This is a genomic window from Sporosarcina sp. QA0331, assembly GCF_055808055.1.
This window is the reverse complement of the sequence record NZ_CM147850.1, coordinates 3,602,780-3,623,015: the sequence shown is the minus strand read 5'-3', so window position 1 is coordinate 3,623,015 and position 20,236 is coordinate 3,602,780. Positions and strand designations below refer to the sequence as shown.

Sequence of the window (20,236 nt, the reverse complement as noted above, 5' to 3'; positions counted from 1 at the left end):
ACACCGATCAAAAACGTTCCATTAGTAGCCAGTCCTTGTTCGTTTTCAAGAGCATTGAAACTGAGCTGTATGATATACTGAAGTAAAGAATATGCGATGAAGGTGAGGGAAGCGCATGCCTGGTTGGGAAATGATTACAAACTCAAGTCCGATTGAAATACTTAAAAATATAGTGGATGTGCTTCTCGTTTGGTTTGTTTTCTATAAATTAATCACCATCATAAAAGGCACGAAAGCCGTACAGCTATTAAAAGGGATTTTCGTTATTTTATTTGCCCGTATTCTTACTGAATACCTTGGTCTTGATACATTGAAGTGGATGCTGGATCAAGTGTTGATGTTCGGTTTCCTTGCTATTATTATCCTTTTTCAACCCGAGATACGCCGTGCGTTGGAGCAACTTGGTCGAGGCCGTTTGTTTGCGAGGTCGGCAATGCAGGAAGAAGAGGAACGTGATCGCATGATCGACGCTTTCAACAAGTCGGTGAGCTATATGGCGAAGCGGCGGATTGGAGCACTTATATCGATTGAACGGGAGACAGGGCTTAGTGAGTATATTGAAACAGGGACTCCGTTGAACTCAATTGTCACTTCGGAATTGCTCATCAATATATTCATCCCGAATACTCCGTTGCATGACGGGGCTGTCATTTTACAAAAAAATCGCATCGCTGCTGCAGGATGCTATTTACCGCTTTCGGAAAATCCTTTCATTTCAAAGGAACTCGGAACCCGACACAGGGCAGCTCTTGGCATCAGTGAAGTGACCGACGCAATCACAATTGTCGTTTCCGAAGAGACAGGTGCAGTCAGCCTTACGACAAATGGAGATATTAACCGGAATTTGTCAATGGATGAATTTGAGAAACAACTGCGGAAAGTATGGTTTGGAGCAGAACCTGATGAAACCTCATCTACTTCATTCTGGAAATGGGGGAAACAGAAAAATGGATAAATTAATGGATCGCCCATGGTTTCTCCGTATTACGGCATTGGCGCTTGCCATTATCCTTTTCTTTTCCGTTCAGGCGGAGGAAGATAAAAAGACAGGATCCACAATCGGTGATTCACAGGATGTCCTTCGCGATGTCCCAGTGGAAGTTTTTTTTGACAATGAAAACCTTGTTGTCACAGGAGTACCGAAAACCGTCAATATGTCAATTGACGGACCTTCCAACCTTGTACAGTCAACAAAACTGTTGAAGGATTTCACATTGAAGGTCGACCTGCGGACCCTCGAATTGGGAAGACATACAGTTAGGATCCAAGCAGAAAACCTCTCGGAAAAGCTGGATGTAAGATTGGACCCAGCAACGGTGGATGTCGTCATCGAAGAGAAAATATCGAAATCGTTCCCAGTTGAGCCTGAGTTTAATGAGCGATTGCTCGCAGAAGGTTACAATGCCGTGAAAAAGGAAGTCGAACCTTCTATGATCCAAGTGACGGGCGCCAAAAGCGTCATCGAATCAATTAGCTTCGTAAAGGTTTCTGCAACAGGTGATCCGGGAATTGATAAATCGTTTGAGCAAAAAGCTCGTGTCCGGGTGCTTGACCGGGATTTGAATAAATTGAATGTCACGATCGATCCCGAGGATGTAACTGTTAAAGTGGAAGTGAAAGAAAATAGTAAAGAGGTGCCGATCGTTTTAAGGGAAAAAGGCGTTCCAGGAGAGAACATCGTAATCGACTCCGTTTTCACGGATATGAAGACAGTAACACTTTACGGACCACAGAAGACGTTGGAGTCCATTGACGAAGTTCGTGTAGATGTTGATATTTCGAAAGTGAAGGAGTCAGGGACAGTAGAGTTGAACGTTCCAAAACCGAAGGGAGTATCCAAGCTTTCAAAGGACAAAGTTAAAGTGAATATTCGAGTAACGACTTTGAATGGAGAAGATCCTCCTCCGGACATATCGATGGAACCGACTGAGGAGGATGTAACAAAGGAATTCAAAAACATCCCCATCGCTGTGAAAGGGCTGGATGAGAAATTTAGCAGTACCTTTCTGAAACCCACTGAAGGTGTCGTCGATGTAACAGTGACGGCAAAAGAGGATGTTATCAATTCACTAGACGTTTCAGACTTCGATATTAGCGTCGATGCTTCCGAGACGAATGAGGAAGGCGAACACTCATATCCGCTTTCTGTAGTTGCGCCTGACGGTATTGCTTGGAAGATTTCAGAGGATGAAGTGACGCTGGAAATAAAGCTTGCATAATGAAGAAGCTGATTATGAGCATTGAAAGGGAGTATGGATAATGACAAAGTATTTCGGAACAGATGGCGTCCGTGGGATTGCAAATAAAGAATTAACGCCTGAGCTTGCTTTTAGACTTGGTAGAATTGGCGGATATGTGCTGACAAAAGATTCACAGGAGACGTCACAAGTCCTTGTCGGCAGGGATACTCGCATATCCGGCCATTTATTGGAAAACGCTTTGATTGCGGGTCTGTTATCGATGGGAATCGAAGTAATGAGGCTCGGAATCATCAGTACGCCAGGTGTAGCTTACTTGACACGCGTAATGAATGCCCAGGCAGGTGTCATGATATCTGCATCCCATAATCCATTTGAGGATAACGGCATCAAGTTTTTCGGAGCGGACGGGTTCAAATTGACAGATGAGCAGGAAGATGAAATTGAAGCCCTCTTGCACGAAGAGACGGATCAACTGCCTCGTCCGGTAGGAGCGGAAGTCGGAACTGTAACGGATTACTTCGAAGGTGGCCACAAATACATCCAATACTTGAAACAGACGGTTGATGAGGAGTTCACAGACCTCCATATTGCCCTGGATTGCGCGCATGGTGCTACTTCTTCATTGGCAACACATGTCTTTGCTGATTTGGATGCGGACTTATCGACGATAGGAGTCTCACCGAATGGTGTGAACATCAATGACGGCGTCGGATCAACACATCCGGAAGGACTTAGTCAGCTTGTAATCGATAAAGGCGCAGACATCGGACTTGCTTTTGATGGCGATGGAGACCGTCTCATTGCAGTTGATGAACTAGGTCGGATCATTAACGGAGACCAAATCATGTTCATCATCGGGCGTCACCTCCAATCGAAAGGCCGCCTAAAATCTGACACGATTGTTTCTACGATTATGAGTAACCTCGGCTTTTATAAAGCGTTGGAGCGACAAGGCATGATGAGCGTCAAAACAGCTGTTGGAGACCGATATGTCGTCGAAGAAATGAAAAAAGGGAACTATAATCTTGGCGGAGAACAATCTGGCCACATCATCTTGCTCGATTACAATACGACAGGGGATGGCCTCTTGACGGCATTGCAGCTCGTCAACATCATGAAGCGGACAGGAAGAAAGTTATCCGAACTTGCAAGTGAGATGACGATTTACCCGCAGGAGCTCGTCAACGTCCGTGTGACGGATAAAAACAAAGTGACCGAAAATGCAAAAGTTGCTGCTGTTATTAAGGATGTAGAAGAGGAAATGGCCGGAAACGGCAGAGTACTCGTCCGTCCATCAGGAACGGAGCCACTCGTACGTGTAATGGTTGAATCACCAGACCACGATACTTGCAAACGCTTTGTCGACCGCATTGCAGAAGTCGTGCGTGCAGAAATGGGAACGGAAGAATAAGAAACGAACAGGCTTGTCTAATATACTGTAATGGATGAAGGAAAACATTTCCTTCATCCTTTTTTTATCTGTTAACAGGCGGTGAGAGCGACTTATTAGGCGGTTATGATGCTATATCAGGCGGTTAGGATCCCTGTAATGAAAGAAATAAAAAAATCGCACCCACAATCGGATGCGATGGAAAATACCACTTAGAATACACGTTGGAATTTATTTCGAATGATGATTGCCGTGGAATTCAAAATGAACAGCGCCACAAGCAATACGATGATCGTGGCGGCTGCCAAATTGGCGTATTCCGCAACTAATGAAGCATCCAACGTCCAATAATAAATCTGTACCGGTAACACCGTGAAACGATCCAGGATGCCTCCCGGGAACGGGATAAGCAATGCAGGAATGCCGATGACGACGAGCGGTGCTGTTTCACCGATTGCTCGAGAAAGGGCAAGAATTGCACCCGTTAAAATTCCTGGCAGTGCTGCTGGTAGGATGACCCGCTGAATGGTTTGCCATTTTGTCGCACCCAATCCGTAAGCCGCTTCACTTAAAAAGAAGGGGATGGAGCGGATTGCTTCCTGGCTCGCAACGATAACGATTGGCAGTATCAATAAAGACATCGCCAAACCGCCAGCAAGGACGACGTTTCCAAGGTTCAGCGCGCGTACAAATACTGTCATTCCAAGGATCCCGTAAACAATGGAAGGAACGCCCGCCAAGTTGGAGATATTCGTTTGAATGAACCCAAGTACTCGGCCTTTCTTCGCGTACATCTCTAAGAAAATTGCCGTACCAACACCTAAAAACATCGTGACAGGAGCAACGACAAGCATAAGCCAAAACGTTCCGAGAATTGCTCCCATAATGCCCGCACGCTCTGGTTGTGTCGATAATTTACCTGTTAGGAAATCCATGTTAATGGAACCAATGCCGTCTGCTACAACTTTGTACAGTAAAACGGCGAGAAAGAACAAGCCGAAAAAGGCGGAAAGCATAAAAATGTATTTCGAAAATTGATTCAAGAGCATACGGGACTTAGTCCGACGGATATGTTGGTTTTCGTTAAGATGTTTCATGTTAGTATTCCTCCCTGAACTTCTTGGAAACGGCCCTTGCAAGAAGGTTCATAATGAGTGTAAAAACGAATAGCGTCATCGCCACTGCATACAGGCTATAATAAACAGTTGAGCCTGCAGGAGCATCTCCGCCCGTTACTTCTACGATATAAGCGGTCATCGTCTGCATCGACTGTGTAATGTCAAAAGTGAAGTTTTTCGTACTGCCGCTCGCAATCGTCACAATCATCGTTTCTCCGATTGCTCGGGATATTCCAAGGACGAATGAAGCGATAATGCCGGATAAAGCAGCAGGGATGACAACTTTGCGTGTTACTTCAAGTTTCGTGGCACCTAATCCAGAAGCTCCTTCGCGCATTGCGTTTGGAACGGAGCTCATTGCATCTTCAGATAGAGAAGCGATCATCGGAATGATCATGACTCCCATGACTAGGCCGGGGCTTAGTATATTTGTCGCTTGAAGGCTTGGGATGAACTCGCGCAATAGCGGTGTTACAAATGTAAAGGCAAAAAAACCATAAACAATTGTTGGTACACCGGCCAACAGCTCAAGCACAGGTTTAACAACTTTTCTTACTTTGGGCGACGCATATTCACTCAAGTAAATGGCAGCCATCAACCCGATTGGGGCGGCTACAGCCATTGCGATTAAAGAGGAGGTTAGGGTACCCATCAATAAAGGGAGCAGTCCGAACTCAGGGTTCTGGCTTAGTGGTCTCAAGACGGTGCCTGTAAAGAAATCGAGGAATGGCACCCGTTTAAAAAACTCCACTGTTTCGGATAACAGTGTCCAAATGATGCCGATTGTCGTCAGGACAGATATAGAAGCGATCAATGTGAGGAAGATGGGAATTAGCTTTTCGATTCTTCTTCTGATTGAATTGCTGCGCTGATTTTGGTCGATCATGTCTCGGATATTCACTTTATCTGTTTTTGGAAATTCATGATTTATCATTAATGAGACTCCTTCCGGTAAGATGCAAGAGGATGAAGGCTGCGGGCAGCCCTCATCCTTTTCTTGTCTAGACTCAATTGCCTAGGCGCTTGCGCTTTTGTTGCTTACAGGCCTTCGAGGAAGCTGACGTTTTCTTTTACTTCAGATTCTGGAATTGGTGCAAAGCCTGTTTCTCCTGCGAATGTATTAATATTGTTCATCACGTAAATTGCAAAGTCTTTAACTTGTGGTTTCTCTTTTGCATGGTTCACATTCAAGTATGTGAAGACCGGGCGAGTGAAGTCTGCATAAGCTCCATCTTCAGCAATCGTATCCAATGCCGGCTCTACTGGACCATTTCCGAAGTCCACCGCAACAGCGTTCAACTTGTCTTGGTTGTTAACGTAGTAGCCAAATCCGAAGAATGCAATACCATTCTTATCTTCAGAAACAAGGTTTACAAGAGTTGAATATTCTTGTTGTAAGTTAACAGAGCTATCCATGTCTTGCTTATCTAAAATGCTTTCATAGAAAAATTCATACGTTCCGTGGTTTTCATTTGGTCCCATAGCATTGATCTTTTCATTCGGCCAATCCGGATTAATGTCAGACCAGTTTTCAACAGTGCTATCTGCAAGGAAAATGCTAATTAATTGTTCAGGCGTCATTTCTGTAGCCCAATCATTATCTTTATTGATGACGAAAGTAAGACCGTCTAAAGCAACTTTCAATTCTTTCACTTCGATGCCAAGCTTATCGGCTTCTGCAGCTTCTTCGTCTTTGATTTGTCGGGAAGCATCGTTAAAGTCTGTACCATTTTCAACGAGGAATTTCTTGAAGCCTGCACTTGTACCTGCACGGCTCACTTCAACAGATACGTTCTCTTGTTCGTTCACCATATACTCCTCAGCAAGACGAGCCATGAGCGGGTATACTGTTCCGGAACCGTCGATTGCAACGCTGCCTTCCAGCTCTTCGCCAGAAGATCCTTGTGCGGAAGCTGTGCTGCTGCCTGAATCTGTGCTGTCTTCATCTTTGCCACATGCTGCAAGGACAACTGCAAACGCAGCCATGATCATGAATAAAAGAAACTTGTTGAACTTCATTGATAAATCCTCCCCTGAGTTATGTTCTAATGTAGATGAAGGAATTTCCCTCACAACTAAATCATAACGGCTGATTGTTAAGTGAGTATTGTAAATATGTAAATGTATTGTAAATTGATTTTAGATGAAAAAATAAAAACCCGCTTCTAATAAGCGGGTTTCTACATCGTAAAGTTCAACCGAATCGGCCGTTAATATAGTCTTCTGTCATCTTGTCTGAAGGATTGTTGAAGATAGTCGTCGTACGGTCATGTTCAACCACTTCGCCATTGAGGAAGAATGCAGTACGGTCGGAAATACGTGAAGCTTGCTGCATATTATGTGTGACGATGGCGATTGTAACATCGTTCTTAATAGAACGGATTAACTCTTCGATCTTATGTGTCGATACTGGATCGAGAGCTGAAGTCGGTTCATCCATCAAAATCACTTCTGGGTCTATGGCAAGACATCTAGCGATACATAGTCGTTGTTGTTGACCACCGGAAAGGCCATATGCGCTCTTATGCAATCTGTCTTTTACTTCGTCCCATAATGCGGCTTTCCGTAAGCTTTCTTCAACGATTGTATCAAGTGTTGCCTTGTTGCGGATGCCGTGGACTCTTGGTCCAAAAGCGACGTTTTCATAAATTGATTTTGGGAAGGGATTCGGCTTTTGGAATACCATTCCGACTTTGGAACGGAGTATTTCGACAGGCATCGCCTTGCCTAAGATATTATTTCCTTTAAAAGTGACATTCCCGGAGATGGAGACATCGGCTGCTGTTTCCACCATTCGATTCAATGTTTTGATGAATGTAGATTTTCCACAGCCTGATGGGCCGATGATAGCCGTAACTTCGCGTTCATTAATTGCCAAGTCTATATTTTTTAAAGCATGCGACGTGCCGTACCAGAGATTCAAGCCATTCGTTTCATAAATCGGCTTCTGCCAGTTTTCATTTCGCACGACTGATAATGGTTTTTCCTTTATACGTTCATGAAGTGAAATTGTCATTTAAAATCCTCCTAGTTGGATTGAGGCTTACGTATAGTGTACGGGAGGATTATTGAGTGAGTATGAAGGCGATGTAAAGATTCTGTAAATGAAAAAAGGCCATCCCCGAATCGGATAGCCTTTTAGTTCATTCAAAAATATAATGCAATGCCTTCACGGCTTGGTCGACGGTCTCAACCGTAGCATGTGCTTTGCGGGAAAGCTCTTTTAACGGATGATGATGCTGTTCGGAACGGATAAGGATGAGCGGCTTGCCGTATGCAACCGCAGCACTCGCATCCATCGCCGTATTCCATTGCTTGTACTGCTCACCGAAAAGAGCAATGACAAGATCGGCTTTCTTCATTAATAGTTCAGTCCGCAAATTGTTAAAGCTAGAAGCGGCTGCATCTTTGAAGATCGCATTCGGCTGCTTGCCTAAAATCTCCTCTCCGATATTATCCGAGCGATCGTGGTCTTCCATCGGGCCGACGAAGTCAATCGGCAAGTTTAAAGCAGCAACTTTCTGTTTCACTTCTTCGCGCCATGACGTATGGATTTCTCCTGCAAGATAAACAGTTAATCTCATAAAAAATCCCTCCCTGAAATGATGGTTCCATTATAGCATTCATTCGAATTAGATTGCCCAACGTTGCACGAAAGTTTAGAATTAAGGAAAGAAAAGGGGGAATATGGATGAAAACGATTTGGCATAATGGCAAGTTGTATACGATGAAAAAGGAAGGGGAAACCGTCGAGGCGTTACTGACGGAAAACGGTAAAATTATCGCGGTAGGCGATTATCATGAACTAAAAGAGGAAGCGAATAACGAAGTCGACCTTAATGGAGCGGTGCTTTACCCGGGATTCATCGACAATCATATGCATATGATCGGGCACGGTCAGAAGCTGCTTAGCTTCGATTTGTCGAAGGCGAAATCCGCTGATGACATGATGGATATGCTCTTGAACGCTTATCCCGATTTGAAAGCGGATGAGTGGTTCATTGGCGAAGGATGGAACGAAAACAATTTTGCAGATAGAAAGATTTTCACTCGACATGAATTAGACAAAGTGACGGATTCGCCGATGTTTCTAAAACGAACATGCAGACATGCGGCTATCGCCAATTCGAAAGCGCTTGAACTCGCGGGCATTACGAAGGATACACCAGATCCGGATGATGGGGTCATTGAAAGAGATGAAAATGGGGAGCCGACTGGCGTATTGAAGGAAGGTCCGATGGATCGGATGCAGCAGCTTATTCCAGAGCCGACCGAGGAGATGCTGACGAAAGCGCTTGAGAAATCGGTCGATGATTTGCTGTCAAAAGGACTGACCGGTGCAGTGACGGATGACTTGGGCTATTACGGTGATTATCGAAATCCGTTGCAAGCGTTCAGAAATGTCATAGGGGAAAAGAAAAAGTTCCGTGCGCATTTATTGCGTAGATCGACGGTGTTTACACAACTAATGGAAGATAACGCAACGTATGATGAACCGTGGATCGAACCGGGAGAAATGAAGTTCTTTATCGATGGATCGCTCGGTGGAAGCACAGCTTTGTTGGGGGGACCATACGCAAATGATCCATCCACTTCGGGCACAGCAGTGTTGACAGATCTGGAAATCGATGAACATGTGGAGACTGCACGGAAGTATGGGCAGGCTGTTGCGATGCATATGATCGGGGACGGGGCGGTTGAAAAAGGATTGGACGCAATCGAGCGCCATCCAGTGCCAGAAGGGAAGCGGGACCGGCTCATCCATGTGAATGTGCTGCGTGATGATTTAGTGGAGCGTATGAAGAAACTTCCTGTCGTTTTGGATATCCAACCCGTTTTTGTATCGTCCGATTTTCCGTGGGTGATGGACCGGTTAGGTGAAGAGCGATTGGACTGGGCGTATGCATGGAAGCGTCTCATCGATGAAGGGTTCATTTGCGGCGCAGGATCGGACGCGCCGATTGAAGAAGTCGATCCGTTGCTTGGCATCTATGCCGCAGCAACAAGAAGGAAGCCGGGCGAGACGCATGAAGGGTACTTGCCGAAGGAGAAGCTGAGTCGTTTTGAGGCGGTTAGTTTATTCACAACAGGCAGCGCGGCGACGATTGGCAAAGCAGATTCACGAGGCAAGTTAGGCGTCGGCTATGATGCGGATTTCACAGTGCTTGAGAAAGATTTGTTTGAGGTGGATGAAGAGGAGATCCTAGAAACGTCTGTTGAGATGACAGTAGTGGCAGGTGAAATTATGTATCGGAAATAATAAAAATGATATTGGAAGGAAGATAGCATGATGTTACTCGTCTGTTATCTTCTTTTCAGCATGTGGGGGGATCTTATGTTTTATAGAAGAAAGTTTTATATTGTAAAAAAAGAGTTTGTCGAAATCTTTAATGAACATTTCAATAAAACCAACTTGCCTAACCAGCTAAAACACGGTTCCAGGTTAATCGGTCGTTGGATGAAGGAAAATGATGACGATACTGTCGAGATTTTTGCTATTTGGGAATATGACAGTTATGAGGATTATGTGGAAATTGAAACTAAGATAAGAAATGATCATGCTCATGTGGAGCATATAAAAAAATGGTACGCGAAAAACGGTGGACGGGAACACGTCTTGAAGGAATACATTTTAGAAGTTAAAAATGAAGCAATAATATCCACTGTATAGGCTGAAATTTCGATTTCGCTCTACAAAATGAGCTGGTGCGATGATAGATGACCTAATTGAGTTAAAAATAATGACGGGCTTGGAAAGTCAACGATTAATGGAGTGAGAATAAATGATAGATCTAAGTCACAAACCAATGCTAGAAGGAAAGAAAGTTATTCTCAGACCTTTTAAGGATGAAGACTTTCATTTTATTAAAGAATGCTTACTGGATCCCGAGGTAATCAAACTGACAGGAAGCAGTTCAGATTTTGAGTGGGAGAAAACTCTCCAATGGTACAATACGAGAAATGAACAAAGAGACCGCTTGGATCTTGCGATTGTTGACCGATCTAAAGGTATCTTAGTGGGAGAGGCAGTGGTCAATTTATACGATGAACAGAATCATAGTATGAATTTCAGAATACTTATTGGGCCAAGGGGAAGGAATCAGGGGTTCGGGACGGAGGCAACGCAACTTATCGTTGATTACATATTTACAGATACGACACTTCATGAATTGACCTTAAGTGTGTTCGACTTTAATCCAAGGGCGAAGCATGTTTATGAAAAGGTCGGTTTTGTGCCTGTCAGTATCGATGAAAACGATTTAGAGTATGAAGGGGTATGGATTGATTCAATTAATATGAAGATGACGAGGGAAGATTGGCTGGATAGAAAAAATGCTTAATAAACTGGAACTGTTTAATTGCGAAAAATAAACAGAAAAAGAGCAGAAAGGGCACCGTTGCCTTCCTGCTCTGTTTTCATTTAACCTCTAAACGGCCACCAAACTCCGCGTCCGAACGATACGGTAATCGCAGGAATGAGCAATGGCAAGATAATCAAACCATACAACAGCAATCCGGTAATAACAATCATCGCGATTTGCACGAGGCTCAATACGCCGGATGGCATCATCGCACCGAATGTGCCCGCCAAAATTATCGCTGCGGTAATGATGACCGTCCCCATTTTCGCCATGGATGTAACTAAAGCGTCCCGGACGTTCTTCCCGTTTATGCTTTCTTCCCGGAATCGGTCGAGTAGGAAGATCGAATAGTCGACGCCTAACGCAATTAGCATAATGAAGCCGAAGAACGGAACTGCCCAGCTTATGCCATCATATCCGAGTCCGTTGACGAAGATGAGCTCTGTAATGGAAACCGATGTGTAATAAGTGAGCAGCAATGACCCGATCATATACGCTGGCATGATTGCTGACCGGAACAGGATGAATAGAACGATGAACAAGCCGACGAGCATAATCGTCACAGTTCGTGTAAAGTCCTTCGTTGAAATATCATTCAAATCGGCATTCATAACGGAAATCCCACTGAATGCAATATTTGCTTTTTCGAAAGGAGTTCCGATGACAGATCTGTGAAGCGTGTTTTCGATATCCTCCACTGTCCCGATCGCTTCGCGGGAATACGGATCCTGCTCAAGGATGACTTCAAGGATGATGCCCGTTTCCTCATCGATCGTATATCGTTCAATGACAGGTTCGAACTCTTCTTCTGCAAGCGTTCCTTTTGGAATGAACAGGCCTGTATCCCGGACGCTCTTCGTATCTCCCATATCTTTCATCATATCAGCAAGATCGGAAAGTCCTTCATGAATCTCGCCAAGACCTCCGTTAGCTGCTTCTACACCATTAGCAAGCTCTGTCAAACCACCAGCAAGCTCGCCCATCTGACCGCCTGCTCCGTCTAACTGATTCGCAGCGCCATACAAGCTATTGCTAACTTTGCCAAGCTCGGTTCCCAACGCTTTCAAACCGTCGGCAGCTTGTGCAGCAGGCATTCCTTGTTCAAGTCCGCCAGCAATTTGTGCCAACTGATCGTTGATTTGCTTAATGCCGCCAGCAGCCTGGCGCAATCCTGCTCCTCCTGAGGAAGCTGAACCTGAAGGCAATTGTCCTGTAACTTCATTCAATCCGCCTTGCACTTGGCGAAGCCCGTTTTGAACTTCTGCAAGGCCGTCGACTGCTTCAGTCAACCCATCTGCCATCAGCGCAATTTGATGATCGACATACAAGTCTTCAATTAATTCACCAGTCGGGCGGGTAATGGTGCGAACGCCTTTGACGCCATAGACTTTCTCAAGGTCTTTGCTGATTGATTCCAAATAGGTGACGTCTTGTTCATTTACAATCTTCGTATCTTTTTTCAAGATGACTTGGACTGGCAATGAATCCCCCTCACCGAACGCTTCGGAAATCCGGTTCAGCCCCATGACAGACTCTTTGCTATCATCAATTTCATCGACTGTGTTGAACGACAAGTCATTGTCATACGTCAACAGAAGCGGAATTGTAATAATAGCCACAATTAGCATGGAAATGAGCGGCCGTGCAACCGACACTTTGCTGAAAGCAATCCAAATTTTGCTGTCTTTATGGGAAGCAGCCCCTTTAGAAGGCCAGAATAATTTATCTTTCAATAAAACCATGAACAACGGCACGACCGTATAAAGAATGAGCAGTAGAACGGCTATCCCGACTGCAACTGCAACCGCGGATTTAAAAATCGGGAAGTCTGCGAATCCGATCGCTGCAAATCCGATGAACACTGCAGCTGCACTGATGAATAATGTGCGTCCCGCCGTTTTATATGTGTTTACTATCGAATCTTCCACTTCATGGCCAGCTAATAATTCCTCTTTATATCTGCTGAGCAAGAGGATGCAGTAATCCGTTCCTAATCCAAACAAAATCGCCACGAGGAAGATCTGTGTATAGTTCGAAACAGGGAAGCCGAACCAATCGATGAAAAATGCAACGAACGATTGGCTGAGCAAATACGAAATCCCAACCGCCAATAGCGGAACGAAAGGTGTCACGATCGAGCGGAATACAATCAGTAATAAAGCAAAGATCAGAACGACTGTAATCAATTCCGTCTTTTTTAGCCCTTCTTGCGCGCTAATATTGACGTCATTATTAATGATCGCTTCACCTGTCAAATAGACCGTTTCATTCTTAGGCAGAATGTCTGCATGGATTTTATCTGCCAGCTCAATGATATCTTCATGTGTTCCGTCCACTGTGACCGGAACGAGGATCGTTTTCTTATACTCTGAAACGAGTTGTTTCTCCATATCTTCATTTTCAAACGGATCAAGCACATCCTTCACCGGTTTCCCGAGCGATTGGATCTTTTGTGCCACTGCAGATACATCTTTCTTTAATACGTCATCGACAGGATTGTCGAGCGCATATACGAGCGATATCGTATCTTCCGAAGCACCTGCTTTCTCCAGTATGTCCGCAGCTTTCTGTGACTCCGCCGTATCCGGCAACTGGAACGAACCAGCGTTTTCTGCTTGTTTCGCTAGGTCAGGAGACAAGATGAACAAAATCGCAGTAAGCGCGATAATCCCGATAAAAATGGGCCATTTGAATTTCAGCACATGTTTCATACTTACATTCCTTTCATATGTAAAATATCTTTCAATTTCCGAAACGTGTTAACGAACGTATCAATCTCATGTTCCTCCACTTTTCCGACGAACAGCTTCTCGATACTTTCATAGACGGCTTCATCGGACTTTCGGAGAACTTCTTCTCCAGAAGCGGTGAGCTGTACAATTTTCGCACGTTGATCATTCGGATCCTTATCGGAGGCAACAAGCCCTTTTTCTTCCAACTTCTTTAACCGAGTTGAAATAGCGCTCTTATGCACCCCTTGTATTTCGGCCAACTTTCCATTTGATAAGGGACCTTGCGTTGAAAGTATTTTCAGCACTTGAATCTGCTCAGGCGAGTATTCATCCCAAACATCGACATTGACCGACTTTACAACATGCTCGGATCCGTAAATTAACACTTCCTGAAACAACTCAATTGCTTCTTCCAGTTTCTCTCTCAATATAGTAGACCCCCTCAACTAATATACATAGTTTAGGGGGTCTACTAATTAACGTCAATGGATAAGATATGTCGTTTGGCAGGGTAGGACGGTAGAAAGCTTGATAGGGAAGGGCGCAAGAGGATTGTGACAAAATCGTGGCAGTACCATCAGGCGGTCTTGGTGTTACTTCAAGCGGTTTGAAGGGGATATTAGGCGGTTTAGGTGTTGCTTCAGGAAGTTCGGAAGGCTTATCAGGCGGTTTCATCCCTTCTATAGGTTTTATCTGGATGCGCCGGTGACGACATGAAAAAACGGAGCAGATAGCCAATTTGGCACTGCTCCGCTTATTTATCCAATGAATACCTCTCAATGACTTCGCTCGCTGTTATGAGTTCATCAAACGGTAAGAAGCGGCTGTACACTTCCTTGAAGTCAACATCTCCATCAAAGTGGTCAACTAGTTCAAACACGTCGAGAATGGTGACAAAACTCCAGGTCGTCTGTCCGCCAACTGCATTTTCATATGTGAGATCCACGAAATGGCCACGAATTTTCGTTTCGATACCGTCCTGACCGGACGCCCGGAGTAACACAATCGTTTCCTCAAACGTTTTTGATGAGTTTTCATTTGGTATTACAATCGATTCCAACAGCAGCTTGACTGAATAGAGTTTCATGAATATCCCCCAATGTCTTTTCCTCTACTTGTATTACATCATTCAGCAGTGCCTGTAATAATTCCTTCAATCTCTCCAATCGGCAGAGGACCATACTCGCTGCTATCGTATCCTCGCCACCATTGATCTACGAGAATGAACACCGTATTTTCCTTTACAGTTACAGCTGCCATATCCAGATTGAAGTAATCTCGTGTTGATTTTTCATTTACAATCGCACTGCGTGGAGTCTTATTGAAATAATCTTCCTCGCCCAAGCCATTCATTGTTGCTTTACCATAAAACGTATCAAGCTTTTTTCCGTCGATATACACTTGGCCGCCTTTAATTTCGACCGTTTCACCGGGCAATCCGACGACTCTTCCAATATACATGTCAGGAACTGCGGAATTTTTGGCAATGACGGAAGACGGCGTATGATAGTAAACCGGTTGCCCCCGCTGAAGCTCATCGAAATCAGTCGAAACGACAAGTTGCCCATGTTCAAGTGTATTGAAATCATGATTTCCTCTATCCATAGAATCGGCTCCCCATTCAATCAAAAATGTATGTTCATTTTGTGGGGCGGTTTCCAAACGTTCCGGCGTTACATCATCCGTAATCACTTCTGTTTGATCCAAATATGTCCCAGTTGAATATTCGATGCCGTCCTCTCCAGCAAATCTTCGCGGACCGAATTGTTTTAAAGTATAAGTGAACTCATCTGCTGTAATTGTATACAAATCACCATTACGCTTAACGGTATAGTTGGAATACTTTCCAGGCACTAATGTCGGTTCATTTATTTTATAAAAGCGGAGCGCCTTTTCTTTATCCAATTTAGGAAAGTGACTTATATCGAGAAAATAATCCTCGATTGTGAAAGAATCCTTTTCGAAAATGAACGTATAGTTTGTTGGACTTGTATGGCTAGTTTGTTGCAGTAAAACGCCTTCCCATGAGGCTGTTACATTCTTTGTTCCCGATTCGCTAATACCCACATACAGACCGATGCCGACTGAGAAGAGAACGAAAAGTGAAACGATGGTCGGCAGCAATGAATTCATGCGGAACCTCTTTTTAGAATGGGCAGGTTGGTAAAGTGAATGACGAACTTTCTCCTTTTGTATAGGAGTCGGTTCAAACGCACTACCGAGCTTTTCCAACTCTTGCGCAATGTCATCATCGGATAAGTGTTTCATTCGTAAAACCACCTTTCTCTAATTCTTCTTTGAACGCGGCAAGTGCCCTCGATAGGCTCATCTTCACTTTTCCTTCCGACCAATTAAGGACGGCCGACGTTTCTTTTGTCGAAAACCCTTGGATTTTCCTCAGAATAATGACTTGCTGATAACTTGGCTTTAGCTGGTTGAGCGCTTCGTAAAATTGCTTCTGCTGTGAGTTAAGAAGGACAACATCCTCAGACGATCGTTCATGCTTTGCGCTATAAATATCAAAATAATACGTTATAGGATTCTTCTTTCTGAAATAACTCATCGTCGTCGTGTAGGCGATACGGAAAATCCAAGTTTTGACGAGGGAGTCCCCTGTGAATTGATGTTCATTCCGGATAACTTTTATAAATGTCTCCTGCGACAAATCCTCGGCTGTATGGGAATCTTTCACGAGCATGAAGATGTAACTATAGATAGCATCATAATATTCATCAAACCATGCTTCACTCGACAAATCGTTCACCTCTCTTATTACTTACTTAGATGCATTCTCTTAAAATCGGTAACGAATCTTACATAAATCATATACTAATAGTTCAAACTAAAGACCGCATCCACACTTTTGAAGATGTGTGAATGCGGTCTATACAATATTGTTTAGTTTTCGCCAAGCAACGGAACTCTCCATTGCTTTTCGACAGGGTAGTAACTTGTCATTGAAACAAGATACAATGTCAATTCCTCTGGTACTTCTTCCAAACCGTCGAATTGCAAGTCCATTGTTGCTATATGACGGCCGTTTTCATCTTTTTCATCCAAGATGGAGCCACTGAAGGTGGCAGGGTAGCTATTGCCTTTACCATCTACAGCGATCCAGCTGCCGAAGTCCGCATCAAGAGAGTCCATACCGCCTTCCATTTTGATGATGACAGATTTATCCTCGCCGAATAGCGGCTTTTTCACACTTTTGACTGTTAAATGATATCCTTTATAGTCGATAGACACGGGATGCTTTTTAATGTCTTTCGGTTTCATTGTTACAGAGAAGTCTGTCGGATCCTTTTTATGGACGCCATCCAGTACAAAGGTCAGTTGGTCTTCATTCATTGGTACGAATGAATTAATCCAAGCCGTGCCCCCAGATGTACTTAGATCCTCGCCTGAACCTCGAAGCATGCCTGAGGTCTCTGAATTCGTATCGCGCGCTGTTGAATAAATCACTTTGCCATCTTGATTTTCAATATGGTATTCAATCGCGGAACTATTGCCAAATACAAGATTATCCATGCTATGTTTTCCGAACTTTTCCTCGAACTTGCGCTTTGCTTCTTCAAACTTAGCCTGTTCTTCCTTTGTAAAAGTAGTTTCGAAATACAATTCCGTGGAAGAAGGGGCTGTCTGCAGTTTTTTCAAATCGATTTGGACACCATGATGGATGGCGGTTGCATCTTTCAAATCCGCCGTTTTTGTCAGTTTGCGGGTTTCATTCAAATCGACAGGGACTTCCAACTGCCAATTTCCTTTTACGCCATTAAGCTCCACTAAGTTGAATTGAATTGTCATTTTTTCTATTTGGTCCTGATCACGTAGAGAGAATTCGACGTTACCGTAATCGCTCCCATATTGCCAGCCTGTTCCTAATCCACCCAACTCGTTCCCGTTTTGGTCGGTGGCAGTTATGTCGTTTTCAGAATCCGCCATGTTTAAATACGTATCCTGCGGTTTTCCATTTTTATTCAACACTTTATAAGAAAGCGACACCCTTGAAGAGTCGGCAATGACATCTTCTACAACAAACGTCAGTCCCTGATCTTCAACTTGCAAATCAACCCGTTGCGTAAGCCCAGCCTCCGCAGCTAAATTCAACCCTTTATCGACTTGGTCGGAAGAGAACAGTCCACCGATAAATTGAGCAAAGGCAGGGTTGACGGTTGCTCCGATGCCGATTGCCAAAACAACACCTGCAGCAGTAAGTGCAGCTTGTTTCCAAACGACTTTGCGCTGTTTTTTCGATTTCCCGTACGGCTCCAACTGATCCAATACAAAATCCGTGAAATTCTCAGTTAAGGTAGGTGTTTGCAACGTTTCTTCAATAAAGCGCTGTTCCTCTTGAAATGCATTAACAACTTCTCCACAGGACGTGCATGACTGTACATGCGCTTCAATTTCAGCCATCTCCTGTTTAGGTAGCAACTGATCTACAAATTGCGATAGCTTATCCGCCGTTGGACAGTTCATGAAAATAGCCTCCTTCACGTTTCACAGTTTCTCTCATCTTTTTCTTAGCCCGATGCAGTTTATTGCGAACTGTCGATGTAGGCACTTCCATCACTTCACCGATTTCCTCGTAACTGATTTCATTCACATAACGGAGAAGAATGATGAGTCGTTCATCTTCGGGCAACGTGGCGATCAGCCGTTCTAATTGGCGGCTTTTCTCTTTCTTCAGAAAAACCAATTCAGGATGATTCGGTTCGACTACTCTTTCTTCGTCTATCTCGATTTGGGTCATCGAATAACGTTTCTTCCGGAATTCATCCATGCAATGATTGATCGCGACCCGGTAGAGCCAGCCAGAAAAAGAACCGTTGGCATCATATTTATCAAGATTGCGGTACACTTTGATGAAAGCATCTTGAACGAGGTCCTGGGCGTCTTGCGGGTTTTTAGTCATTCGCAAGATGGTCGCATATAGTTGATTTTTATATTTATCGATTATGTTGGCATAGGCTTGTTTATCGCCAGCCAATATTTGTTGGATCCATCGCTGTTCGTCTTCCATGGTGACCTCCTAACTGAAACGGACATGCGCATGTCTTTTTGTGTTTCATATAGTATAACGGGTTTACTCAGGGGGGAATTTCATGTTCATAAACTTTTGTTATAATTTTTCTTCATAATGAGTGTAAATAGGGGCGAATCGGTGATAAAGCGGTCAAAGTCGGTGATAAACTCGATAAGGTCGGTGATAACGTAGTTGCCGGGATGGAAAGCCGTTACATATATGGCCAATTCGCTCGCTATTCCTTGTCCTGTTATAATGGATAGATAAGTAACAGTGAGGAATACGCGTTTTTAAGAAGGGAGAGGATCCTACTGTGGCATTCGAGAAGGAAGAGATACAGAGGAAGCCGGTGGAAGTGGTTGAACATTTACATTCCCCGGTTGTCGAAGCGCTATCTCTAATGGCGGCATTAATGGGTGAAAAGAAGAATGAATGTGCTGAAGTCGACGGGAAAAACGTAATGGCGGAGTTATCAGACGAGGCAAAGGAATTTATTGCAACGTGGCCCAAAACGCTCTGCTTTGGATTTTCTCCGTTGCTTAACTTTCTGTTGCCATGCCCTTATTTCCATGACGCGCGGGACTTCGTTAATGCGGTCGATCGTTTAAGCGATGCGGCGTATGTTTACGATTTCTTTTCTGAATATATTCCGTTGTCGCAAGTCGAATCGTTGCTGGATTCTCCTGCATCTTTGACGACATATGAGGAAACGATTTTATGGGATACGGAAGAAAAGCGTGAGGCTGTCATTGAATTCTTCATGAATCTTCGGGAGTATCGTCGCCGATTTTCGTCCCTTCTACTTGAAATCGATTCGTCACACTCCTTTCGCCAGGCATTGGATGAAAAAAAGGCGATTGTGGGGAAATCAAAGCAGGATGTGCAGTCCATTTCCATGGAGCCTCTTGCACTCGCCCAATACGTTATGGGTAAGTCGTTCAGGCGGACAAGTCAGTACAAAATGTTTTACTTCATACCGTCTTTATATAGTTCGCCCGGACGTATCCGGCTTTTCAATCCTGAAGTTTGCATCGTAATTTACGGTTGTGCGGTTCCGCTGTCAGATGTTATGGACACGAGCAAAGAGTTGGAATCTCGGCTGAAAGTATTGGCTGATGGGAATCGTTTACGGATATTGCGTTTATTGTCGGGTCAGAGGGAATATGGGGCTAAGATTGCCGAGTATTTAGGAATTACGACCGCCACAGTTTCCCACCATCTTGAACTATTGAAAAAAGCGGGCTTAGTGCAGGAAGAGAAAGTGGGCAACATTAAGTATTTTACATGCAACAAAGATAAGGTTGACCAGCTGCTAACTGGCGTAAGGACGTTTTTAGGAAAATAACATATAGCATTGTAGAGCGTGGTCCATAGTGGCTGCGTTTTTTTATTTTCATTGACAAATAG

Annotated in this window: 20 protein-coding genes; 8 read left to right on the top strand and 12 right to left on the bottom strand. The window is 44.1% G+C overall.

Going from position 1 to position 20,236, the window contains the following annotated elements; all coding sequences use genetic code 11:
* The first annotated feature begins 115 nt into the window (after positions 1–115).
* The 3 genes from cdaA to glmM are packed head-to-tail and all read left to right on the top strand — an operon-like array spanning position 116 to position 3,612.
* Complete coding sequence (gene cdaA, locus AC0L13_RS18385; protein WP_473642192.1) at positions 116–955, top strand: diadenylate cyclase CdaA; 840 nt, start codon at positions 116–118, stop codon at positions 953–955.
* Entirely contained in the window at positions 948–2,219 is a 1,272-nt protein-coding gene (locus tag AC0L13_RS18380) for a CdaR family protein (protein WP_473642190.1), read from the top strand. The genes cdaA and AC0L13_RS18380 overlap by 8 nt, the downstream gene beginning before the upstream one ends.
* Before the next feature lie 40 nt (positions 2,220–2,259).
* Complete coding sequence (gene glmM / locus AC0L13_RS18375) at positions 2,260–3,612, top strand: phosphoglucosamine mutase (protein ID WP_473642188.1); 1,353 nt, start codon at positions 2,260–2,262, stop codon at positions 3,610–3,612.
* Between the two features lie 191 nt (positions 3,613–3,803).
* Here glmM and pstA read toward each other — a convergent pair whose 3' ends face one another.
* From pstA to AC0L13_RS18350, 5 genes are all read right to left on the bottom strand, one after another.
* Positions 3,804–4,688 (bottom strand): phosphate ABC transporter permease PstA, encoded by an 885-nt coding sequence (gene pstA / locus AC0L13_RS18370; protein ID WP_473642186.1) that lies wholly within the window; start codon positions 4,686–4,688, stop codon positions 3,804–3,806.
* A 1-nt stretch (position 4,689) separates the two neighbouring features.
* Positions 4,690–5,643, bottom strand: coding sequence for a phosphate ABC transporter permease subunit PstC (pstC, locus tag AC0L13_RS18365; RefSeq protein WP_473642184.1), 954 nt, complete (start codon positions 5,641–5,643; stop codon positions 4,690–4,692).
* A gap of 104 nt (positions 5,644–5,747) precedes the next feature.
* Positions 5,748–6,728 (bottom strand): PstS family phosphate ABC transporter substrate-binding protein, encoded by a 981-nt coding sequence (locus tag AC0L13_RS18360; RefSeq protein ID WP_473642181.1) that lies wholly within the window; start codon positions 6,726–6,728, stop codon positions 5,748–5,750.
* Between the two features lie 175 nt (positions 6,729–6,903).
* Positions 6,904–7,725 carry a phosphate ABC transporter ATP-binding protein PstB gene (gene pstB / locus AC0L13_RS18355; RefSeq protein ID WP_473642178.1) on the bottom strand — a complete coding sequence of 274 codons (822 nt, stop codon included), beginning with the start codon at positions 7,723–7,725 and terminating at the stop codon, positions 6,904–6,906.
* 127 nt (positions 7,726–7,852) lie between these two features.
* Entirely contained in the window at positions 7,853–8,293 is a 441-nt protein-coding gene (locus tag AC0L13_RS18350; RefSeq protein WP_381441689.1) for a YtoQ family protein, read from the bottom strand.
* A gap of 107 nt (positions 8,294–8,400) precedes the next feature.
* On the opposite strand from AC0L13_RS18350, the gene AC0L13_RS18345 reads away from it, so the two are divergent.
* The 3 genes from AC0L13_RS18345 to AC0L13_RS18335 all read left to right on the top strand — a co-directional run bounded on the left by AC0L13_RS18345 (position 8,401) and on the right by AC0L13_RS18335 (position 11,050).
* Entirely contained in the window at positions 8,401–9,969 is a 1,569-nt protein-coding gene (locus tag AC0L13_RS18345; protein ID WP_473642174.1) for an amidohydrolase, read from the top strand.
* 75 nt (positions 9,970–10,044) lie between these two features.
* A complete protein-coding gene (locus AC0L13_RS18340; protein WP_473642172.1) occupies positions 10,045–10,380 on the top strand; it encodes an NIPSNAP family protein in 336 nt (111 codons plus the stop codon).
* Positions 10,381–10,492: 112 nt separating this feature from the next.
* Positions 10,493–11,050 carry a GNAT family N-acetyltransferase gene (locus AC0L13_RS18335; protein WP_473642170.1) on the top strand — a complete coding sequence of 186 codons (558 nt, stop codon included), beginning with the start codon at positions 10,493–10,495 and terminating at the stop codon, positions 11,048–11,050.
* 80 nt (positions 11,051–11,130) lie between these two features.
* Here the strand turns inward: AC0L13_RS18335 and AC0L13_RS18330 are convergent, their stop codons facing one another.
* Positions 11,131–13,782, bottom strand: coding sequence for an MMPL family transporter (locus AC0L13_RS18330; protein WP_473642167.1), 2,652 nt, complete (start codon positions 13,780–13,782; stop codon positions 11,131–11,133).
* Between the two features lie 2 nt (positions 13,783–13,784).
* Positions 13,785–14,231, bottom strand: a complete 447-nt coding sequence (locus AC0L13_RS18325) for a MarR family winged helix-turn-helix transcriptional regulator (protein WP_473642165.1) — start codon at positions 14,229–14,231, stop codon at positions 13,785–13,787.
* Positions 14,232–14,368: 137 nt separating this feature from the next.
* Here AC0L13_RS18325 and AC0L13_RS18320 point away from each other — a divergent pair, with 137 nt between their 5' ends.
* Positions 14,369–14,512: a hypothetical protein gene (locus AC0L13_RS18320; RefSeq protein WP_473642163.1), complete on the top strand. Its 144-nt coding sequence runs from the start codon at positions 14,369–14,371 to the stop codon at positions 14,510–14,512.
* A gap of 45 nt (positions 14,513–14,557) precedes the next feature.
* On the opposite strand, the gene AC0L13_RS18315 is transcribed toward AC0L13_RS18320, so the two are convergent.
* The 5 genes from AC0L13_RS18315 to AC0L13_RS18295 all read right to left on the bottom strand — a co-directional run bounded on the left by AC0L13_RS18315 (position 14,558) and on the right by AC0L13_RS18295 (position 18,826).
* Positions 14,558–14,890: a DUF4288 domain-containing protein gene (locus tag AC0L13_RS18315; protein ID WP_473642161.1), complete on the bottom strand. Its 333-nt coding sequence runs from the start codon at positions 14,888–14,890 to the stop codon at positions 14,558–14,560.
* Between the two features lie 38 nt (positions 14,891–14,928).
* Complete coding sequence (lepB, locus tag AC0L13_RS18310; RefSeq protein ID WP_473642159.1) at positions 14,929–16,071, bottom strand: signal peptidase I; 1,143 nt, start codon at positions 16,069–16,071, stop codon at positions 14,929–14,931.
* On the bottom strand, positions 16,052–16,567 hold the full coding sequence (locus AC0L13_RS18305; protein ID WP_473642157.1) for an RNA polymerase sigma factor: 516 nt from the start codon (positions 16,565–16,567) through the stop codon (positions 16,052–16,054). The genes lepB and AC0L13_RS18305 overlap by 20 nt, the downstream gene beginning before the upstream one ends.
* 134 nt (positions 16,568–16,701) lie before the next feature.
* Positions 16,702–18,282: a DUF4179 domain-containing protein gene (locus AC0L13_RS18300; protein ID WP_473642155.1), complete on the bottom strand. Its 1,581-nt coding sequence runs from the start codon at positions 18,280–18,282 to the stop codon at positions 16,702–16,704.
* Entirely contained in the window at positions 18,260–18,826 is a 567-nt protein-coding gene (locus AC0L13_RS18295) for an RNA polymerase sigma factor (protein WP_473642153.1), read from the bottom strand. Before AC0L13_RS18295 ends, AC0L13_RS18300 begins: the two co-directional genes overlap by 23 nt.
* A gap of 316 nt (positions 18,827–19,142) precedes the next feature.
* On the opposite strand from AC0L13_RS18295, the gene AC0L13_RS18290 reads away from it, so the two are divergent.
* On the top strand, positions 19,143–20,174 hold the full coding sequence (locus AC0L13_RS18290) for an ArsR/SmtB family transcription factor (RefSeq protein ID WP_473642151.1): 1,032 nt from the start codon (positions 19,143–19,145) through the stop codon (positions 20,172–20,174).
* Positions 20,175–20,236 lie beyond the last annotated feature (62 nt).